Annotated in this window: 13 protein-coding genes; 12 read left to right on the top strand and 1 reads right to left on the bottom strand. The window is 60.4% G+C overall.

Annotated features, from left to right (window positions below):
- The first annotated feature begins 1 nt into the window (after position 1).
- The 8 genes from AB4N47_RS21990 to AB4N47_RS21955 all read left to right on the top strand — a co-directional run bounded on the left by AB4N47_RS21990 (position 2) and on the right by AB4N47_RS21955 (position 6,873).
- Complete coding sequence (locus AB4N47_RS21990; RefSeq protein ID WP_007972930.1) at positions 2-403, top strand: ExbD/TolR family protein; 402 nt, start codon at positions 2-4, stop codon at positions 401-403.
- Between the two features lie 366 nt (positions 404-769).
- Positions 770-1,351 carry an alpha/beta hydrolase gene (locus AB4N47_RS21985; protein WP_007918704.1) on the top strand — a complete coding sequence of 194 codons (582 nt, stop codon included), beginning with the start codon at positions 770-772 and terminating at the stop codon, positions 1,349-1,351.
- A 51-nt stretch (positions 1,352-1,402) separates the two neighbouring features.
- A complete protein-coding gene (locus AB4N47_RS21980; protein WP_341638346.1) occupies positions 1,403-2,323 on the top strand; it encodes a sigma 54-interacting transcriptional regulator in 921 nt (306 codons plus the stop codon).
- A 254-nt stretch (positions 2,324-2,577) separates the two neighbouring features.
- Positions 2,578-3,375: a MetQ/NlpA family ABC transporter substrate-binding protein gene (locus AB4N47_RS21975; RefSeq protein WP_016772222.1), complete on the top strand. Its 798-nt coding sequence runs from the start codon at positions 2,578-2,580 to the stop codon at positions 3,373-3,375.
- Positions 3,376-3,919: 544 nt separating this feature from the next.
- Positions 3,920-4,585: an amino acid ABC transporter permease gene (locus AB4N47_RS21970; protein WP_341638347.1), complete on the top strand. Its 666-nt coding sequence runs from the start codon at positions 3,920-3,922 to the stop codon at positions 4,583-4,585.
- Positions 4,566-5,225, top strand: coding sequence for an amino acid ABC transporter permease (locus tag AB4N47_RS21965; RefSeq protein WP_341638348.1), 660 nt, complete (start codon positions 4,566-4,568; stop codon positions 5,223-5,225). Before AB4N47_RS21970 ends, AB4N47_RS21965 begins: the two co-directional genes overlap by 20 nt.
- Positions 5,222-6,004, top strand: a complete 783-nt coding sequence (locus AB4N47_RS21960; protein WP_341638349.1) for an amino acid ABC transporter ATP-binding protein — start codon at positions 5,222-5,224, stop codon at positions 6,002-6,004. The genes AB4N47_RS21965 and AB4N47_RS21960 overlap by 4 nt, the downstream gene beginning before the upstream one ends.
- Positions 6,001-6,873 (top strand): transporter substrate-binding domain-containing protein, encoded by an 873-nt coding sequence (locus tag AB4N47_RS21955; protein WP_341638350.1) that lies wholly within the window; start codon positions 6,001-6,003, stop codon positions 6,871-6,873. Before AB4N47_RS21960 ends, AB4N47_RS21955 begins: the two co-directional genes overlap by 4 nt.
- 111 nt (positions 6,874-6,984) lie before the next feature.
- Here the strand turns inward: AB4N47_RS21955 and AB4N47_RS21950 are convergent, their stop codons facing one another.
- Positions 6,985-8,145: an AAA family ATPase gene (locus tag AB4N47_RS21950; RefSeq protein WP_341638351.1), complete on the bottom strand. Its 1,161-nt coding sequence runs from the start codon at positions 8,143-8,145 to the stop codon at positions 6,985-6,987.
- A gap of 146 nt (positions 8,146-8,291) precedes the next feature.
- On the opposite strand from AB4N47_RS21950, the gene AB4N47_RS21945 reads away from it, so the two are divergent.
- From AB4N47_RS21945 to AB4N47_RS21930, 4 genes are all read left to right on the top strand, one after another.
- Entirely contained in the window at positions 8,292-9,395 is a 1,104-nt protein-coding gene (locus tag AB4N47_RS21945) for an efflux RND transporter periplasmic adaptor subunit (protein WP_133337506.1), read from the top strand.
- A complete protein-coding gene (locus tag AB4N47_RS21940; RefSeq protein WP_024011163.1) occupies positions 9,392-10,456 on the top strand; it encodes an efflux RND transporter periplasmic adaptor subunit in 1,065 nt (354 codons plus the stop codon). The genes AB4N47_RS21945 and AB4N47_RS21940 overlap by 4 nt, the downstream gene beginning before the upstream one ends.
- Entirely contained in the window at positions 10,453-13,515 is a 3,063-nt protein-coding gene (locus tag AB4N47_RS21935) for an efflux RND transporter permease subunit (RefSeq protein WP_024011164.1), read from the top strand. The genes AB4N47_RS21940 and AB4N47_RS21935 overlap by 4 nt, the downstream gene beginning before the upstream one ends.
- 89 nt (positions 13,516-13,604) lie before the next feature.
- On the top strand, positions 13,605-15,857 hold the full coding sequence (locus AB4N47_RS21930) for a glycoside hydrolase (RefSeq protein ID WP_341638352.1): 2,253 nt from the start codon (positions 13,605-13,607) through the stop codon (positions 15,855-15,857).
- The last annotated feature ends 1 nt before the right edge of the window (position 15,858 follow it).

The raw sequence follows: 15,858 nt of genomic DNA, 5'->3' as shown, positions 1-15,858 counted from the left end.
TATGGCCTTCTCCACGCAAGACACGGATGAGGTGCTCAGCGAGATCAACGTGACGCCGCTGGTGGACGTGATGCTGGTGCTGCTGGTGGTGTTCATCGTTACCGCGCCGCTGCTGACCAACGCCATACCGATCAACCTGCCGAAGACCGAAGCGGTGGCACCGGTCGAGCAGAAGGATCCGCTGGTGGTGAGCATCGACGGCGCCGGCAAACTGTTTATCAACAAGGACGAGATTCAGCCTGACTTGCTGGAATTCAACCTCAAGTCGGCCAAAGCCAAGGACCCGGAAGTGCGCGTGCAATTGCAGGCCGATGACGGGGTGAATTACGGCGAAGTGGCGCGAGCCATGGCTTCGATCGAACGGGCGGGGATTACCAAGTTGTCGGTGATCACCGCGCGGTAACAGACTTTCGTTTTTCCGGGGCCGTCTCCTTGGCAGGGTGCGGCCCTTTTTTTTGCGTTCGGTTTTTGAAAAAGCCCCTCACCCTAGCCCTCTCCCGGAGGGAGAGGGGACTGACCAGGGTGTCTGGCGGCTATACACCGATATGAGAAATCCAGTCGAACTCAAGATTTGAAGAACCTGAAGATCGGCTCCCTTTCCCCCTCGCCCCCTTGGGGGAGAGGGTTGGGGTGAGGGGGAGGAATCTTATGCCCTACACAAATCACATATTCGATACAGGTCTTAATAAATAGCTTCTTATTCCTTAACGAATATATCTCCCATCCCTATACTCGACCCGGAACAGACACGCCGCAGGAGAGCTTCCCCATGCGCAACGAATCAATCCGCTACCTGATTGTGCCGGGCTGGCAAGGATCGCCAGAAGATCATTGGCAAAGCCATTGGCAGAACAGCCTGCCGAACAGCGCGCGGGTCGAGCAGGCCGATTGGCTGACGCCGCGCCGTGAAGACTGGGTCGCCGCGCTGGCCGAAGCGATTGCCGCCGACAGCACGCCGGTCATTCTCATCGCTCACAGCCTCGGCTGCATCACCGTCGCTCACTGGGCGGCGACTGCGCCGTTGCAGTACCTGCGTCAGGTGCGCGGGGCGTTGCTGGTCGCGCCGGCCGATGTCGAGCGTCCTGCCTGTGCGCCAGCGCTGCGCAACTTCGCACCGATCCCGACGGATCTTTTGCCGTTTCCCAGTCAGGTCGTCAGCTCCGACAACGACGCCGCGGTCAGTGCGCCGCGCGCATTGGAACTGGCGCGCAACTGGGGCGCGGAGGCGGGGATTCTCGCCGGGGCCGGGCACATCAACGTCAAGTCCGGGCATCAGCGTTGGGAGCAGGGGTTTGCCTATCTCTATCGCCTGCAAAACCGTCTGGAGCATCACGCCCGCCGTCGCGCCTGACCTTATTATTCAACGCCCCCGTCGGCTGGCGGTTTTGGGCGGGAGCCTGCCATGAGTTTGGAAACCTTCGGTCAGCCCTTGCTGACCTTTCCCGATGCGGAAAAAAGCCCCCTGAGCATTCGCGCCAAGGCGCTGGTGTTTGTCGACCCACGCTCTCGGCAATTGCGCGAGGAGTTGGAGCAGCTTGCTCCACGTTCGATTTCAGTGTTGATTCGCGGTGAGACTGGCACCGGTAAAGAGCTGCTCGCCCGGCATATTCACCGCGCCAGTGATCGCAGCGGTCTGTTCGTTTCGGTGAACTGCGGCGCGATCAGCCCGACCTACGCCGATGCCGAACTGTTCGGCTACGCCGCCGGCAGCTACAGCGGTTCGGCCAGCAGCCGCGCCGGCTGGTTCGGTTCGGCCAACGGCGGCACCTTGTACCTGGATGAAATCGGCGATTTGCCGCTGCCGATCCAGATCAAGTTGCTCGCGGCCCTGGAAAACCACGAAGTCACCCGTGTCGGTGCGCATCAGCCGAGTCCGGTGGATGTGCGCATGGTCGCCGCGACCAGTATTGATCTGGCCCAAGCCGTAGATGCGGGGAAATTCCACGAGCGGCTCTATCACTACCTCAGCGAGGGTCATCTGGAGCTGCCGGCGTTGCGCGCGCGTACCGGCGACATTCTCTCGCTGGCGGAGTATTTCCTTGGCATCTACAGCCAGCGTCTCGACTTGCCCGTGCCGCTGATCAGCGAAGCCGCGCAGCATGTACTCGAACAACACAGCTGGCCGGGCAACACTCGCGAACTGGAAAACGTCATTCATTTCGCTCTATTGGTCAGCACCGGTGACGAGATTTTGCCGGAACACCTGAACCTGCCACCGGTACTGACGCAGATCGAAAGCCAGATCAAACAGATTCTGTCCACCGGCTCCACCGCTGACCAAGCCGCCCTTAAGCAACTTCTAGCGAACGCCAAAATTTTGTAGGAGCTGCGGCACGCCGCGATCTTTTGATCTTCAGTTGATTTAAAGCCTTGAAAAATCAAAAGATCGCAGCCTTCGGCAGCTCCTACAGGTGTGATCGAGCTGTATGAACAAAATGGAATATGAAGCTGAATAAACGTTATTGTCCGGGAATAAAAAATCCGGGTATTGTCCGCCTCACGCCAGCGATATCACTTCACTGGCACACGTATTATGCCGTCGTCGATGACGACCGTGATTTTCGATAAGGACACTGCATGAAAAAGGTTCTGTTGTTTACCGCATTGGCGGCTGCACTGACGGCTTCTTTCGCCAACGCTGGCGAGAAACTGGTGGTTGCCGCAACGCCGGTGCCCCACGCTGAAATTCTTGAACTGATCAAGCCGACCCTGGCCAAAGAAGGCGTGGATCTGGAAATCAAGGTCTTCACCGACTACGTGCAACCGAACGTACAGGTTGGCGAGAAGCGTCTGGACGCCAACTACTTCCAGACCCTGCCGTACCTGAACAGCTTCAACCAGGGTAAATACAAGGATGACAAATCCAAGTACCTGGTGACCGTGCAGGGCGTTCACGTTGAACCGTTCGGTGGTTACTCGAGCAAGTACAAGACCCTGGCTGAACTGCCGGACGGCGCAACCATCGCCATCCCCAACGAAGGCAGCAACAGCGGTCGCGCCCTGATCCTGCTGCAGAAGGCTGGTCTGATCGAATTGAAAGATCCGAAAAACGCCTTGGCAACGCCGAAAGACATCGCCAAGAACCCGCACAATTTCAAGTTCAAGGAACTGGAATCGGCCCTGCTGCCGCGCGTGCTGAAGGAAGTTGATCTGGACATGATCAACACCAACTACGCGCTGGAAGCCAAGCTGAACCCGCAGAAAGATGCGCTGGTGATCGAAGGCGCCGACTCGCCGTACGTGAACTTCCTGGTGGCCCGTGAGGACAACAAGAACAGCGACGCGATCCAGAAACTGGCCAAGGCGCTGACCAGCCCGGAAGTCAAAGCGTTCATCGAGAAGAAGTACAGCGGCGCGGTGTTGCCGGCGTTCTGACCTGACTTGAGTGAATCTGCTTCAGATGCAAAAACGCCGATGGCCTGTGATGGTCATCGGCGTTTTTGTGTGTGCCCACAAAAAGATCGCAGCCTTCGGCAGCTCCTACAGGAGACCGCATTCCCCAGTAGGAGCTGCCGAAGGCTGCGATCTTTTGATCTTGCCGATACTTCAGGCCACCTGCGCTTTCAACGCCCGGCGCAACGCCACCAGCAATTTCACAATGTCCTGCGGATCCAGCCGCTGCGGCACTTTTACGTCCATGTCTTTCTTCCTTGTGGTGGATGGGCCGGAGAGTCTGGCCAAAAGCTGTGGTTCCTTGGAGGTCTTTCGTGAAAAAAAGATCCGTCCTACAGCGCAAAGAAAAATAGCCGTCTTATTCCTTCCCGGCAAACCCACAGGATAGTTTTTTGGATGATATCGATATGCTTTAACGGTATTTAAATTATGGTTTTTATACCTATAAAGTCAGTGCCTGCCGGACGGCCATCCGCCGTCCACGGATTGCATCATCGCCGCTTACCAAGCAGCGTCAGGACGCTTCATGACTTTCGACTACGCCTTTATCCTCAGCACTCTGCCGGCTTTTCTCAAAGCCGTCGGCGTGACTCTGCAGGTCGGTTTGATTGCGATCGCCACTTCGCTGCTGGTCGCGCTGCTCAACGCGACGATCCTGGTGTTTCGCACGCCATACCTGCAAAAACTGGTCGGCTTCTACGTAGAGCTGGCGCGCAACACGCCGTTGCTGATTCAGCTGTTCTTCGTCTACTTCGCTTTGCCGGCAGTGGGGATCCAGGTTTCCGGTTTCACTGCGGCGATCATCACCATGACCTTCCTTGGTGGCGCCTATCTCACCGAAGTGCTGCGCGCCGGCGTCGATGCGGTGCCCCAGGCACAACTGGAATCCGGGCGGTCGATTGGCCTGTCTCACGGGCAATTACTGCGTTATGTGATCCTGCCGCAGGCGGGGATTCTCAGCCTGCCGTCGCTGTTCGCCAATTTCATTTTCCTGTTGAAGGAAACCACCGTGGTCTCGGCGGTAGCGGTGCCGGAAATCCTCTACACCACCAAAAGCTACATCGCGATCTATTACAAAACCTACGAAATGCTCGCCGTGCTGACGCTGATCTGCGTGCTGCTGTTCTTGTCGCTGTCGCTGTTGCTCAGCCGTCTGGAAAGGAGGCTCCAGCATGGCCAGTTCGGGTCTTGAGTTGCTGTGGATATCGTTGCCTCAACTGGCCAAAGGCGCCGGGCAGACCCTCTCGATCTCGTTTCTGAGCATCGCCATCAGCACTGTCGGCGGTGTGCTCTACGGTGTTCTGCGCACGTTGAACGTAACGTGGCTGAACGCGATTCTGCGCATCTATCTGGAGCTGTTCCGGGCGATTCCGGTGCTGGTCTGGTTGTATCTGCTGTTCTTCGGTTTGCCGATTTTCTTCGGCCTGAGCCTGCCGAGCTTCTGGTGCGCGGTGCTGGTGCTGTCGCTGTGGGGCGCCAGCGAGGTTGGCGAAGTGGCGCGCGGTGCGCTGCATTCGTTGCCGCGCGGACAGCGTGAAGCGGGGCTGTCGATCGGCCTCAATGCGGCCCAACTCTATGGCTACGTGCTGCTGCCGCAAGCGCTCAAGCGCATGACGCCGCCGACCATCAACGTCTATACGCGGATCATCAAGACCAGTTCCCTGGCGGTGCTGATCGGCGTCGTCGATGTGATCAAGGTCGGCCAACAGATCATCGAGCGCACCTACGAATCGGTACTGATTTACGGTGCGCTGTTCCTGTTTTTCTTTTTCATCTGCTACCCGCTTTCGGCCGCTTCGCGCGTGCTGGAGCGGCGCTGGACGCAAGCATGAGCGCACTGATCAAGTTTCACGGCTTCAACAAATTCTATGGCGCGCAGCAGGTGCTCGACGGCATTGACCTGCAAGTGCAGAGCGGCGAAGTACTCGTCATTCTTGGTCCCAGCGGTTGCGGCAAAAGCACTTTGCTGCGTTGCCTCAATGGTCTGGATGAGGCCCACAGCGGCAGCCTGAAATTCCTCGACCGAGAGCTGTTGGACAAGGCCACTGACTGGCGCGAAATCCGTCAGCAGATCGGCATGGTCTTCCAGAGCTATCACCTGTTCCCGCACATGAGCGTCCTGGACAATCTGCTGCTCGGCCCGCTCAAGGTGCAGAAGCGTCAGCGCCGCGAAGCGCAGCAGCAGGCCGAAGCCTTGCTTGAGCGTGTCGGCCTGCTGGACAAGCGCGATGCTTTCCCGCGTCAGCTCTCGGGCGGCCAGCAGCAGCGCATCGCCATTGTCCGCTCGCTGTGCATGAATCCACGGGTCATGCTCTTCGACGAAGTCACCGCCGCCCTCGACCCGGAAATGGTCAAGGAAGTGCTGCAAGTCATTCAAGGCCTGGCCCGCGAAGGCATGACCCTGCTGATCGTCACCCACGAAATGGCCTTCGCCCGCGCGGTGGCCGACCGCATCGTGTTCATGGATGCCGGGCGCATCCTTGAACAGTCCCCACCCGAGATTTTCTTTACGAACCCGCAAACCGCACGCGCGCAGCAGTTTCTGGAGAAGTTCTCCTTCGTTGCCACACTGCCAGAAACGAATCCGACAAAGGAACTGGAACCGCTATGAAAACTGCAGCTTTGTTAATGCCTCTGCTCAGCCTCGCCTTGCTTGCCGGTTGCGGTAAAACCGAAGAGCCGCCAAAGCCGAAAGTCGCCAGCGAAAGCGCCGCGCCGGCCGGTTATCTGGACAAGATCAAGGCCCGCGACAAACTGATCGTCGGCGTCTTCACTGACAAGCCCCCGTTCGGTTTCGTCGATGAGGCCGGGCGCTACGTTGGCTTCGACACCGACATTGGCCGGCGCTTCGCCAAAGATCTGCTCGGCGATGAAAAGAAGGTCGAGTTTGTTGCCGTCGAGCCGGCCAGTCGCATTCCGTTTTTGCAGAGCGACAAGGTCGACCTGATCCTCGCCAACATGACCGTCACCCCGGAGCGCAAGGAAGCGGTGGATTTCACCAACCCGAACCTCAAGGTGGCCGTGCAGGCGCTGGTGCCGCAGGGCAGTTCAGTGAAAAAACTGGATGATCTGGCGACGCGCACCACGATTGTCACCACCGGCACCACCGCGGATATCTGGCTGACCAGGAACCACCCGGACTGGAAACTGCTCAAGTTCGAGAAGAACTCCGAATCGCTGCAAGCCTTGGCCAATGGCCGTGGCGATGCCTATGCACAGGACAATCTGGTGCTGTTCAGCTGGGCCAAGCAGAACCCGGGCTATCGCGTGCTCGAGGAAAAGCTCGGAGCCGAGGCGCCGATTGCGCCGGCAGTGAAAAAGGGCAATCTCGAGTTGCGTGATTGGGTCAACAGCGAATTGGCCAGGTTGGGCGAGGAGAAATACCTGCTCAAGCTGTATGACCAATATGTGCGCAAAGAACTGAGTGATGACACCCGGCCTGAGAGTGTGATTGTTGAAGGGGGCAAGTGGCAGGGCTAGTGCCTTGATTCAGCGGTGACGCTTGAATCGCTTTCGCGAGCAGGCTCGCTCCCACATTTGACCGCGTACGATTGTGGGAGCGAGCCTGCTCGCGAATTTTTCAGTCACCGCTCAATCCGGCCACTGCCACGCCGGCTCATCCAGCACCCGCTGCCCGACAATCCCGGTCTGCCCCAGCGTCTTCTCCAGCACGATGCAATTGCATTCCGGGTCTTGCTGCAACGCCGAGATCAATCGCCGCGCATGTGACACCACCCACACCTGACACTGCTCCGAAGCGCGAATGATCAAGCGCGCCAGCGCCGGCAGCAGGTCTGGGTGCAGGCTGGTTTCCGGTTCGTTGAGCACCATTAGTGTCGGCGGTCGCGGTGTCAGCAACGCCGCAACCAGCAGCAGATAGCGCAAGGTTCCGTCTGACAATTCCGCCGCCGACAATGGCCGCAACAAGCCTTCCTGATAAAACTCGATAGCGAAGCGTCCACCGGCCAACGGCGCGATTTTCAGTCGCGCGCCGGGAAACGCATCGCTGATCGCCGCTGTTAACGCCTGCGGATCGCCAATCTCGATAATCGTCTGCAGGGCCGCTGCCAGATCACGGCCATCGTGATGCAGCACGGGCGTGCGTGTGCCCAGTTGCGGCTGACGCACCGGCGCGTCGGCATCGCTGCGAAAGTGATCATAAAAGCGCCAACGCCGGATGAATTCGCGCATCTGGAACACTTCCGGCGAGCTGCGCAGATTGCCGACCTGATCGAACAGGCTGTCGAAGTTCGGCGTGTGTTGCGCCAGCACATCCCAGGCGCGACCTTCGCGGGCGCGGATCATCGGACCGTTGCGGTCGACCAGCAGGCTCGCCGGGCGAAACACCGGGCCGGCCCAGATGCACTCACGCTTGATTTCCGGGTCGAGGGCAAAGCATGAAGTGCTCGGCTCCGGCAGGCCCAGGCCGATGGCGTAGCTGAAATCCTCGCCGGCGAATCCCAGTCGCAAGCGCTTGGCGCCGTGGCGCACCGTCGGCTCGATGGCCACTTCACCGTTGCGCATGCGTCGACTGATGGTTTCCGGTCCGGCCCAGAACGTCGAGTCCAGCCCGCCTTCACGCGCCAGCGCATTGACCACGCCGCCCTGGGCGGTTTCCGCCAGCAGGCGCAAGGCGCGATAGAGGTTGGACTTGCCGCTGCCGTTGGGCCCGGTAATCAGGTTCAGGCGCCCGAGCGGAATCACCAGTTTGTTGATCGAGCGGTAATTGGCCACCGCCAGGGTGTTGAGCATGAAATCCTTCTCCGGGTCACTGCGATACGCGGGCAGCATACCTTTAATGAGATAAATCTGGTGTTGGCGCCCGCAACCGTGGAACCCTGTTCTAAGCTCTGAAGTCGTATCGTCTCGACAGCAGCATTTAAGGCCAAGGAGTGTGCATGGCGGGTCCCGGATTGAAAGTGCTGATGGCCGTGAGCGCCATGGCGTTGCTCACCGCATGCGGCGACAAGAAACCTGCTCAGGAATACTTGCCACGGGTCTTTGTGCAAGAGGTCGAACCGGCCAACTACGCCGCCGCGGTGACCCTCACCGGTGATGTGCAGGCGCGGGTGCAGACCCAGTTGTCATTCCGCGTCGGCGGCAAGATCATCCAGCGCATGGTCGATGTCGGCGACCGCGTCACGGCCAAGCAGGTGCTGGCCAAACTCGATCCGAAAGATCTGCAGACCAACGTCGATTCCGCTCAGGCCCAGGTCGTCGCCGAACAGGCCCGCGTGAAGCAAGCGGCAGCCGCTTTCGTGCGTCAGCAAAAACTCCTGCCCAAGGGCTACACCAGCCAGAGCGAATACGATTCGGCGCAAGCCGCGCTGCGCAGCAGCCAGAGCGCATTGAGTGCGGCGCAGGCGCAGTTGGCCAACGCCAGGGACCAGCTCAGTTACACCGCGCTGATCGCCGATGCGCCCGGGGTGATCACCGAGCGCCAGGCCGAAGTCGGCCAGGTGGTGCAGGCCACTGCGCCGATTTTCAGCCTCGCCCGCGATGGCGACCGCGACGCGGTATTCAATGTCTACGAATCGCTGCTGGCCGAGCGTCCGTCCGATCGTTCGATCGTGGTCAGCCTGCTCGACAATCCCGAAATCAAAACCACCGGCACCGTGCGTGAGATCACGCCATCGGTGTCGGCGCAATCGGGCACCGTGCAGGTCAAGGTCAGCCTCGACAAGCTGCCGCCGGGCATGCAGCTCGGTTCGGTGGTCAGTGCCACCGCCAAGGGCACCGGCAAATCGGCGGTGGAACTGCCCTGGTCGGCGCTGACAAAAAACATCAGCGACCCGGCGGTATGGCTGGTCGATGACAAGGGCGAGGCGCAGTTGCATACGGTCACGGTCGGTCGCTACCTGACCGGCAAAGTGATCATCAGCGAAGGCCTCAAGGGCGGCGAGAAAGTCATTGTCGCCGGCGGCCAGTTGCTGCACCCCGGCATGAAAGTCGAGATTGCCGAAAACACCTACAAGGATCTGCAACCGGGAGCGCAGCCATGAAGCGCCTCGGCCTGTTGTGCATGGCGCTGCTGCTGGGCGCTTGTTCGGAAAAGGAAACGCCGCCGGAACCGGTACGTCCGGTGCTGTCGGTCACGGTCAAAGCGCTGAACGAAGAAAGCCTCGGGCGCTTTGCCGGCAGCATTCAGGCGCGTTACGAGAGCAACACCGGTTTCCGCGTCGGTGGACGCATCGCCAGTCGCAACGTCGATGTCGGCGCCGAGGTGCAGAAGGGCACGTTGCTTGCCACCCTCGATCCGTCCGACCAGCAGAACCAGTTACGTTCGGCGCAGGGCGATCTGGCGAGAATCCAGGCGCAACTGATCAACGCCCAGGCCAATGCACGTCGTCAGCAAGCGCTGTTCGATCGCGGCGTCGGTGCGCAGGCGCAACTGGACGTCGCCAATACCGATCTGAAAACCACTCAGGCCTCGCTTGATCAGGCACGCGCGGCGGTCAGCCAGAGCAAGGATCAACTGAGCTACACCGAGCTGCGCTCCGATCACAAAGCCGTGGTCACCGCGTGGAACGCCGAAGCCGGGCAAGTGGTAACTGCCGGGCAACAAGTGGTGACGCTGGCGCAACCGGACATCAAGGAAGCGGTGATCGATCTGCCCGATACCCTGGTCGATCAGTTGCCCAGCGACGTGGTGTTCTCGGTGGCTGCGCAGCTCGACCCGAGCATCAACACCACGGCGATCATCCGCGAGATCGAACCCCAGGCACAAAGCGCCACACGCACCCGTCGCGCGCGTCTGACCCTGTCGGAAACGCCGGACGGTTTCCGCCTCGGCACCGCGATCAGCGTGACCCTCAGCTCTGCGATCAAACCGCGCATCGAACTGCCGCTGACGGCGTTGCAGGAAATCGACGGCAAAACCCGCATCTGGGTGATCGACACGCAGAACAAAACCGTCAACCCGCGCGACGTCAGCGTAGTCAGCCGTGGCGACAACAGTGTGGTGCTGGCCGGTGGCGTGCAGAATGGCGAGCGCGTGGTCAGCGCCGGCGTCAACAGTCTCAAACCCGGACAATCGGTAAAACTTGACGAGGACAGTCAATGAAAGGCTCTTTCAACCTCTCCGAATGGGCCCTCAAGCACCAGTCTTTCGTGTGGTACCTGATGTTCGTCGGGCTGCTGATGGGGGTGTTCTCGTACTTCAATCTCGGCCGCGAAGAAGACCCGTCCTTCACCATCAAGACCATGGTGATCCAGACCAAATGGCCGGGCGCGACCCAGGAAGAAACCCTCAAGCAGGTCACCGACCGCATCGAGAAAAAACTCGAAGAGCTCGATTCTCTCGACTATGTGAAAAGCTACACCCGCCCCGGCGAATCGACGGTGTACGTGTACCTGCGCGACACCACCAGCGCTGAGGACATTCCGCAAATCTGGTACCAGGTGCGCAAGAAGATCGACGATATTCGCGGCCAGTTTCCCCAGGGCATTCAGGGGCCGGGATTCAACGACGAGTTCGGTGACGTGTACGGCTCGGTCTACGCCTTCACCGCCGATGGCCTGACCATGCGTCAGTTGCGCGATTACGTGGAACAGGCGCGCGCAGAAATACGCAGCGTGCCGGGGCTGGGCAAGATCGAAATGGTCGGCCAGCAGGACGAAACGATTTACCTGAATTTCTCCACGCGCAAACTCGCCGCACTGGGTATCGACCAGCGCCAAGTGGTGCAGAGCCTGCAATCGCAGAACGCAGTGACTCCGGCCGGGGTGATCGAGGCGGGGCCGGAGCGGATCTCCGTGCGCACCTCGGGCCAGTTCGAGTCGGAGAAAGATCTGGCCGAGGTCAATCTCAAACTTAACGATCGCTTCTATCGTCTGGCCGACATCGCCGAGATCAGCCGTGGCTACGTCGATCCGGCGACACCGGAATTCCGCTTCGACGGCAAACCGGCGATCGGCCTGGCGATTGCCATGCAGAAGGGCGGCAACGTTCAGGAATTCGGAAAGGCGCTGCACGAGCGCATCGACCAGCTCACCGCCGACTTGCCGGTTGGCGTCGGCGTGCACACCGTTTCCGATCAGGCGGTGGTGGTGGAAGAGGCCGTCGGCGGTTTCACCAGCGCGCTGTTCGAAGCGGTCATCATCGTGCTGGTGGTGAGTTTCATCAGCCTCGGCGTGCGCGCCGGTCTGGTGGTGGCCTGCTCGATTCCGCTGGTGCTGGCCATGGTCTTCGTGTTCATGGAATACAGCGGCATCACCATGCAGCGGATTTCCCTCGGTGCGCTGATCATCGCCCTCGGCCTGCTGGTGGACGATGCGATGATCACCGTGGAGATGATGGTTACGCGCCTGGAAATGGGCGAGAGCAAGGAGCAGGCGGCGACGTTCGCCTACACCTCGACCGCATTCCCGATGCTCACCGGTACGCTGGTGACTGTCGCCGGTTTTGTGCCCATCGGCCTCAACGCCAGTTCGGCGGGTGAATATACGTTCACGCTGTTCGCGGTGATCGCGGTGGCGATGATCGTCTCGTGGGTGGTCGCGGTGTTCTTCGCACCAGTGATCGGCGTGCACATCCTCAGCGACAAGGTGAAAGCCCACGATGCCGAGCCGGGTCGCGTCGGTCGCGCCTTCAACGGTGGTCTGTTGTGGGCCATGCGCAATCGTTGGTGGGCGATCGGCGTCACCGTGCTGTTGTTCGTGCTGGCGGTGTTCTGCATGCGCTTCGTGCAGAACCAGTTCTTCCCCGCTTCCGACCGCCCGGAAATTCTGGTCGACCTGAACCTGCCGCAAAACGCCTCGATCGATGAAACCCGCAAAGCGGTGGACAAGCTCGAAGCGACGCTCAAGGGCGATCCGGACATCGTGCGCTGGAGCACTTACATCGGTCAGGGCGCGATCCGTTTCTACCTGCCGCTGGACCAGCAATTGCAGAACCCGTACTACGCGCAACTGGTGATCGTCAGCAAGGACTTCGAAGCCCGCGAGGCACTCAGCCAGCGCTTGCGTGAGCGCCTGCACAAGGACTTCGTCGGCATCGGCAGCTACGTGCAGGCCCTGGAAATGGGCCCGCCGGTGGGGCGTCCGATTCAGTATCGAGTCAGCGGCAAAGATGTCGATCAGGTGCGCAAACACGCCATCGACCTGGCCACCGAACTGGACAAGAACCCGCACATCGGCGAGATCATTTATGACTGGAACGAGCCGGGCAAAGTCCTGCGCATCGACATCGCCCAGGACAAGGCGCGGCAACTCGGGCTGTCGTCCGAAGACGTCGCCAACCTGATGAACAGCATTGTCAGTGGCTCGCCGTTGACCCAGGTCGATGACGATATCTACCTGATCAACGTGGTCGGTCGCGCGGTGGATTCCGAACGCGGCACGCCGGAAACCCTGCAGAACCTGCAGATTGTCACGCCGAGCGGCACCTCGATTCCGCTGCTGGCGTTCGCCACCGTGCGCTATGAACTGGAACAACCGCTAGTCTGGCGTCGCGACCGCTTGCCGACCATCACCATCAAGGCCTCGGTGCGCGACGAGATTCAGCCGACCGATCTGGTGAAATTGCTCAAGCCGTCGATCGACGCTTTTGCCTCGAAGCTGCCGGTCGGCTACAAAGTCGCCACCGGCGGTACGGTCGAGGAAAGCGGCAAGGCCCAGGGGCCGATTGCCAAGGTGCTGCCGCTGATGCTGTTCCTCATGGCGACGTTCCTGATGATTCAGTTGCACAGCGTGCAGAAGATGTTCCTGGTCGCCAGTGTTGCGCCGCTGGGGTTGATTGGTGTGGTCCTGGCGCTGGTGCCGACGGGCACGCCGATGGGCTTCGTGGCGATCCTCGGGATTCTTGCGCTGATCGGCATCATCATCCGCAACTCGGTGATTCTGGTGACGCAGATCGATGAGTTCGAGCAGAAAGGCTATGCGCCGTGGGACGCGGTGGTCGAAGCCACCGAACACCGGCGCCGGCCGATCCTGCTGACCGCAGCGGCAGCGAGCATGGGCATGATCCCGATTGCCCGCGAAGTGTTCTGGGGGCCGATGGCTTACGCAATGATTGGTGGCATCGTCGTGGCGACCCTGCTGACGCTGCTGTTTCTGCCGGCGCTGTATGTGGCCTGGTACAAGATTCGCGAACCGCAGAAGGATGAAAAGCCGGCGCAGTGAGATAGCCCCTGCGATCTTTGGGAAAGGTCTGACTTACAGGGTGAGCGGACTGCGCTAACGTCCCTTCTTCATTCGAAGAGGGACGTGCCATGTCGACTGTTTCCGGCTGGTTACGCGGATGGTTGCTGCTCGCTGGCTTGAGCCTGTCGCCGGCAGTACTGGCCGAAGTGCTGCTGGAAAACCAGCTTTGGCGGGTGCAGGTCGATCCTGCGACGCTGGCGGTGCGCGTTGAAGTTGCAGGCGCTGCGCCGGTGCACGCCTCGGCCGGTGTGCTGCGGCACAAGGTCAGCGACATGGTCAGGCGCGGCAATCGCATCGATTGGCAATGGGACAATGGGCGCTGGTTGCTCAGTGTTGACCTGAATCAGCGTGACCTGACGTTTTCGATTACGGCTAACTCGCCCTCGCAGATCGAGTTTATTCATCAGCCCGCCAGTGCAATGGGCCAGGCGCTGATCTGGCCGCTTGCCGAAGGGCGCTACGTGCCGCGCGGTGACCGGGTGTGGCAGAAGTTCCTGCTCGCGCAGGGCGCGCTCGATACCACCCAGGATTTGAGCCTGCCGCTTTGGGGGATGGAGTACGAGAAGTTCAGCCTGCACTGGTTGCTGACCAATCCTTACAACAACCAACTGCGCTTCAAGGCCAATGGCGATGCGCTGGGGCTGTCGACCCGGCATCGATTCACATCGCTTGAACCCTCAAAACCGCTGACCTTCAGCCTGTTTCTCGGCACTCTCGATCCCTTGGCCGGGGCCAAGCGCTACAAACAGTGGCTCATCGATAGCGATCAATATGAGACCTTGGCGAACAAGCTGATCAAGACCCCGCAAGCCGCCAAGCTGATCGGTGCCGCGCATGTCTATCTATGGGGCAACGATCTCCTCGGCCCTGACGATGTGCGCAACTGGCCGCTGCTGATTGCCCGGTTGCGCGGCTCGGGTGTGCTGGTCAGTGAACTTCGGGCAGCGATGGATCCTGAAGCGCTGCGGTTGCTCGCCAGCGAGACCGTACTCAATCGCTATCAACAGACTGTGATGCTGCGCAGTCTCAATCGCGCGCTGAACGTTCAGGCGCGCAAAACCTGGCAGGCGCGTGCGGTGCCGGACATGCAGGCGCTGGCCAACGGGTACGCTGAGGTGCGCGTGCAGCTGGCCGTTGTTCTGAAGGATACGCTGGCGCCTGATCCTTCGCGCTGGGGGCGCACCTTGTCGCGGCGAACCATTGAACGCTTGCAGAGCGCTGGACTTTCGCGTTTATGGCTTGGGCTCGGCGAAGGCTGGGAAGGTGGACTCTGGCATCCGGAGGCGGTGCGCGCCGCCGTCTCTGCGGGATATCTGATTGCCCCCTATGACTCATACGAAACCGCGTTGCGCGAGGACGAAAATCCGGACTGGACCACCGCGCACCTCGGCGATCGGGCCAATACCGAGTGTGCGATCGTGGAGCAAAACGGTGCGCTGAAAAGCGGGTTTCAGCAGTCCGGTCACTATACCGATCCGCGATGTGTGCGACCGTTGCTTGAGCGGCGCATCGATGCAATCCAGAAGGTTGCCGGCTTCAACAGTTGGTTTCTCGATGCTTATGCCGCGGGGATGCTTTTCGACAGTTATCGTCCCGGCGCACCGATGACCCAGGCGCAGAATGCCGCGGGCAACGTTGCAGCATCGCGCTGGATCAGCGAAGTGTTGCAGCTGCCGAGCGGTTCGGAGGATGGCAATGCGGCCACCGCTCAGGGGGTCTTGTTCGCACATGGCATGCAGACGCCAGTGATCGGTTGGGGCGATCGCGACATGCAGCAGCCGGGCACAGCGGATTTTTTCGTCGGCCCATGGTACCCACCGGAGCAGCCGGCGGTGTTCTTCAAACCGACCCGGTTGAAGGCTGACTACCGACGCGTTCATTTCGCCCCCGCCAGCCGTTTACCGCTGTATCAGGCGGTGTTCCACGGCTCTGTCATCACCAGTCATCACTGGTTGTTCGATAACCTGAAACTCAGCGACGTGCGGGTGGAAAACGAGCTCACCCAGTTGCTCTACAACGTACCGCCGCTGTATCACCTGAGCGCGGCCAGCCTTGATCAGCGCTTGCCGCTGATCGTGCGTCAGGATCGATTCTTTCGTCCGCTGCACGAACGTCTGGCGACGCAAGCGCTGACCGCTTTTGACTGGTTGAGCGAGGATCGCCTGGTCCAGCAGACGACGTTTGCCGACGGCACGCGACTGCTGGCCAATTTCGACGCCGCTCCACGCAACTGGCAGGGCCGGACGTTACCGGGACACAGCATGACTGCACTGTTAGCGGACGGCAGCGACAGCCAGTATCAGGTACAAGCGGCGCCCTGAT

Source organism: Pseudomonas sp. S3_G06 (assembly GCF_054667565.1).
Note: the sequence above shows the minus strand (reverse complement) of the source record. Positions and strands in the feature narration are given on the sequence as shown.

Bases quoted from the DNA above. Each gene is read 5' to 3' on its own strand.
- AB4N47_RS21990 (WP_007972930.1), top strand. From the start codon at position 2: ATGGCCTTCTCCACGCAAGACACGGATGAGGTGCTCAGCGAGATCAAC.
- AB4N47_RS21985 (WP_007918704.1), top strand. From the start codon at position 770: ATGCGCAACGAATCAATCCGCTACCTGATTGTGCCGGGCTGGCAAGGA.
- AB4N47_RS21980 (WP_341638346.1), top strand. From the start codon at position 1,403: ATGAGTTTGGAAACCTTCGGTCAGCCCTTGCTGACCTTTCCCGATGCG.
- AB4N47_RS21975 (WP_016772222.1), top strand. From the start codon at position 2,578: ATGAAAAAGGTTCTGTTGTTTACCGCATTGGCGGCTGCACTGACGGCT.
- AB4N47_RS21970 (WP_341638347.1), top strand. From the start codon at position 3,920: ATGACTTTCGACTACGCCTTTATCCTCAGCACTCTGCCGGCTTTTCTC.
- AB4N47_RS21965 (WP_341638348.1), top strand. From the start codon at position 4,566: ATGGCCAGTTCGGGTCTTGAGTTGCTGTGGATATCGTTGCCTCAACTG.
- AB4N47_RS21960 (WP_341638349.1), top strand. From the start codon at position 5,222: ATGAGCGCACTGATCAAGTTTCACGGCTTCAACAAATTCTATGGCGCG.
- AB4N47_RS21955 (WP_341638350.1), top strand. From the start codon at position 6,001: ATGAAAACTGCAGCTTTGTTAATGCCTCTGCTCAGCCTCGCCTTGCTT.
- AB4N47_RS21950 (WP_341638351.1), bottom strand. From the start codon at position 8,145: ATGCTCAACACCCTGGCGGTGGCCAATTACCGCTCGATCAACAAACTG.
- AB4N47_RS21945 (WP_133337506.1), top strand. From the start codon at position 8,292: ATGGCGGGTCCCGGATTGAAAGTGCTGATGGCCGTGAGCGCCATGGCG.
- AB4N47_RS21940 (WP_024011163.1), top strand. From the start codon at position 9,392: ATGAAGCGCCTCGGCCTGTTGTGCATGGCGCTGCTGCTGGGCGCTTGT.
- AB4N47_RS21935 (WP_024011164.1), top strand. From the start codon at position 10,453: ATGAAAGGCTCTTTCAACCTCTCCGAATGGGCCCTCAAGCACCAGTCT.
- AB4N47_RS21930 (WP_341638352.1), top strand. From the start codon at position 13,605: ATGTCGACTGTTTCCGGCTGGTTACGCGGATGGTTGCTGCTCGCTGGC.